The organism is Bacteroidota bacterium (genome assembly GCA_039111535.1).
GTDB lineage: Bacteria > Bacteroidota > Rhodothermia > Rhodothermales > JAHQVL01 > JBCCIM01.
This window is the reverse complement of record JBCCIM010000322.1, coordinates 1-3,932: the sequence shown is the minus strand read 5'-3', so window position 1 is coordinate 3,932 and position 3,932 is coordinate 1. Positions and strand designations below refer to the sequence as shown.

Below are 3,932 nucleotides of genomic sequence, written 5' to 3'. Positions count from 1 at the left end.
GGTTGTTACAACCGCATTGATTCCCGGACGAGCTGCGCCTTTACTGATATCCGAAGACGCTGTCAAAGCGATGAAGCCGGGGTCAGTAATAATTGATATGGCTGCCCAGAACGGTGGCAACTGCGCCTACACAGAAAAAGGCAAAACCGTAGTACAACACGGTGTAAAAATTGTCGGTACCACCAATTTTCCATCCGAAATGGCCGTGCATGCCAGTCAGATGTACGCACGTACGTTGATGGCAATGGTGTTGGAATTCTATGGGGACGAAGGGTTTACCCACAACTTTGAAGACGAAATCTTCAAAGGATCCTGCGTTACCCACAACGGAGAGGTCATCAACGAGCGTGTCAAAAGACTGCTTGCTGGATAACCTCCAAGTTCTTGTTTTGCAATAACTTACCCGCCTTGAAATAAAGTTATGCTTGAAAACCTGATTGTCTTTGTATTGGCCTCGTTTATTGGTTTTGAGGTTATCAGTAAAGTACCTCAGACGTTGCATACCCCACTTATGTCGGGTACCAATGCGATTAGTGGCATCACGATCGTTGGTGCGCTGATGGCTGCTGCCATGGTAGGCGGTGATTGGGCAAAATGGTTGGGCTTTGCCGCGCTGATTGTGGCCGCAATAAATGTCGTGGGCGGATTCCTCGTTACTGACAGGATGCTCCAGATGTTTAAGAAGAAAACTACCGAAAAGTCTTCCTGAACCGCCTGGTCGAGTCCTTTGCGTGGCATTGAATACCCTGGATATTTTGAGTACTTGATATTATGATTGCTACCCTCATTGATCTAGCTTATCTCGTTGCGGCCTCTTTGTTTATTGTAGGCATGAAGCGGCTGCAGTCGCCGGCGACTGCACGGCAGGGCAACCGGCTGTCTTCGATCGCAATGCTTATTGCAGTAGTTGCTACGCTGTTTGTAGCAAAAATCCTGACACCTGTTGAAATGTTGCTTGGTATGGTCATTGGCGGTGGCCTGGGTGCCCTTATGGCCCGCCGCGTTGAAATGACATCCATGCCCGAAATGGTAGGTGTGTTGAACGGACTTGGGGGGATTGCCTCCACCTTTGTGGCCAGCGCCGAGCTTGCGAGGTACCTCTCCCTCTCTGAAAATACCGCGTCAACCCTTGTAGCGGTGCCGTTTGACGTGCCTATCGGCATTACCATTTTGCTCAGTATCCTTATCGGTACAGTAACCTTCTCAGGCAGCTTTGTGGCTGTAGGGAAGTTGAGTGGAAAAATTAGCGGGAATCCTATTTCTTTCCCAGGTATGCGGCTGTTGACCATTTTGATGGCAATTGCTGCTATAGGCTGTTTTGTTGTTGTATCTATGAATGCCAATGCATTCCCGGCGGAAGTGCAGCCTGTTGTCTGGTGTGCAATTGGGCTGGTTGCCATCGCTTTCTTGCTAGGTATCCTGCTTGTTATTCCGATTGGCGGCGCTGACATGCCCGTTGTTGTCGCGTTGCTTAACTCTTACTCCGGACTTGCTGCCGCAGCAACCGGATTTGTGCTCGACAACACGGCCCTGATTGTGAGTGGGGCGCTTGTTGGTGCATCCGGACTCATTCTAACCAAAATCATGTGCGATGCCATGAACCGTTCTTTGTTGAACGTATTGATTGGCGGGTTTGGCGGTGACGAAGCAGCTGCTGTTGAGGGTGGTACATCGATGGATGGCAAGTCGATCAATGAAACGTCTGCAGAAGACGTTGCCATCATGATGACTTATGCAGAGCAGGTTGTGGTTGTCCCGGGCTACGGGATGGCTGTTGCGCAAGCGCAGCATCAGGTGCGTGAACTGGCTGATTTACTGCAGGCAAAAGGCGTTCGCGTCAAATACGCCATTCATCCGGTTGCCGGCCGCATGCCGGGGCACATGAACGTGCTGCTTGCTGAGGCCAACGTGCCGTACGACCACCTCTACGAAATGGATGACATCAACGGTGAATTTGACACCACAGACGTGTCCCTCATCATTGGCGCAAACGACGTTGTGAATCCGGCCGCGCGACACGACAAAGCGAGTCCGATTTACGGCATGCCTATTTTGAATGTGGACAATTCGCGCAACGTCGTTGTATTAAAGCGGAGCATGCGTCCGGGGTATTCGGGTGTGCAAAACGAGCTCTTTTTCCATGACAACACGCGTATGCTGTTTGGGGATGCAAAAGACTCTATTATCGCGATTACGAACGAGGTCAAGGAGCTTGAGTAAAGCCCGGCCGGCCTGCTGTTGATGTGGCCATGGGAAAAGGACTACCCGGAAGGGTTCGCGTAAAAATCTGCTGTATATCCACCGTTGCTGAAGCAAAATTGGCTATTGAAGCCGGCGCGGACGCACTGGGTCTGGTATCTGCCATGCCAAGTGGGCCCGGCGTAGTAGAGGAGCACGTAATCAAAGAAATTGCGCGTGTCGTTGCGCCGCCTGTTGCTACTTTTCTGCTGACCAGTGAAACCACGGCGGCATCCATTGTTGCCCAACAGCAATTTTGTGCAACCAACGTGTTGCAACTGGTTGACCATGTTTTACCGGAGGAGCAGGAAAAGTTGCGTTTGCAATTGCCCGGCATAGGTATCGTGCAAGTGGTTCACGTAGTGGATGAAGATGCAGTCACACAAGCTGTCGCGTATGCTTCGCATGTGGATGCATTACTGCTGGATTCAGGGAATCCCGATCTATCTGTCAAAGAACTGGGAGGAACGGGGCGGACGCACAACTGGGATATAAGCAGGGAAATAGTCAAACGCGTTTCCATTCCGGTTTTTTTGGCTGGTGGGCTCAATCCGCAAAACGTTGTTGGGGCCCTGCGCGTAGTACAGCCATATGGGGTTGATATATGCAGTGGTGTGCGGTCGGGTGGACAGCTTGACCAGCATAAACTTGCTGCCTTTTTTGAAGCAATTCGATCAGTTTGATTATGGCAACGCTAGTAGTAACCAATGGCAGAAGTGGCGTAGACAGCATCCGGGCTGCCGGCGTTGAAGGAGAGATATTCTCTTGGGATGACGTTTTGCATGATGGACCCGTACCCGGTGGCTATGAACTACCGGTCTTGTCCGAGCTGCGTGCGCGGTATCTTGCTTCTGTGGATGAAATGTCGTTCGACAAGATTAAAACAGCATTTGAGGCACGGGACGCACAGCTCCTTGGAGCGCGTTCATTTGACGAACTGGTGCTGTTCTTCGAGCACGACTTGTACGATCAGTTACAGTTACTGCAAGTGCTGTTTTTACTGCATACAGATGTGTCGTACAGTGGGCATATTGCTATGGCTGAACCCCCAACTTACATCGGATATTGCAAACCGGAAGCGCTGATGGAGGCGTTTGGTACGCGATCACAAGTTGATGCTGCTTGTATAGACGCCGGCGTAAAATACTGGGAAGCCTTCACGGCTGAAACGCCAGATAAACTGGGAGAGATGCTGCGTTATGAGACGCCGCTGCTGCCGCATATGCAGCCGGCTTTGCTGCGTCTTGCCGAATCCTATCCGAATGTTGATACGGGTCTGTCGCGGACCGAGCAGCAAATCCTTACGATACTCGCTGATGGCCCTGAAAATGCTGGTATCCTCTTTCGCAAAAATCAGGAAATGGAAGTAGCAATGTTTTTAGGAGATGCATCTTTTATGCAGCGCCTGTCTTTGCTTTGCTCGGGGAATAATCCACTTGTGCAGGTTGTTTCAAACGGCATGGGTGCGCCTTCGGGAGCATCCCTCGTGTACCCACACATTCTCAAACAGTCTTTTCAAATTACTGCGGCCGGCCGGAGTGTGCTATCTGGCGAAATGCAGCGTACCAACTTCATACCTGTAGATCGCTGGATTGGCGGCGTACACCTCTCTGCTGCACAGGTTTGGTATTGGCATCCAGAGGAGTTCAGGTTTGTAGGGTGAGTGTCGATTGCCGAGTGTCGATTGCCGAGTG

Annotated in this window: 5 protein-coding genes; all 5 read left to right on the top strand. The window is 51.1% G+C overall.

Going from position 1 to position 3,932, the window contains the following annotated elements:
• Positions 1-373 (top strand): NAD(P)(+) transhydrogenase (Re/Si-specific) subunit alpha (locus tag AAF564_26350; protein MEM8489095.1); only part of this gene is annotated, 373 nt, incomplete at its 5' end.
• Between the two features lie 48 nt (positions 374-421).
• The gene (locus AAF564_26345; protein MEM8489094.1) at positions 422-709 is read left to right on the top strand and encodes an NAD(P) transhydrogenase subunit alpha; all 288 of its coding nucleotides are present in this window, start codon (positions 422-424) and stop codon (positions 707-709) included.
• A gap of 62 nt (positions 710-771) precedes the next feature.
• On the top strand, positions 772-2,220 hold the full coding sequence (locus tag AAF564_26340; protein ID MEM8489093.1) for an NAD(P)(+) transhydrogenase (Re/Si-specific) subunit beta: 1,449 nt from the start codon (positions 772-774) through the stop codon (positions 2,218-2,220).
• Between the two features lie 29 nt (positions 2,221-2,249).
• Positions 2,250-2,921: a phosphoribosylanthranilate isomerase gene (locus AAF564_26335; protein ID MEM8489092.1), complete on the top strand. Its 672-nt coding sequence runs from the start codon at positions 2,250-2,252 to the stop codon at positions 2,919-2,921.
• 2 nt (positions 2,922-2,923) lie between these two features.
• Positions 2,924-3,901, top strand: a complete 978-nt coding sequence (locus AAF564_26330; GenBank protein MEM8489091.1) for a hypothetical protein — start codon at positions 2,924-2,926, stop codon at positions 3,899-3,901.
• Positions 3,902-3,932: the final 31 nt, after the last annotated feature.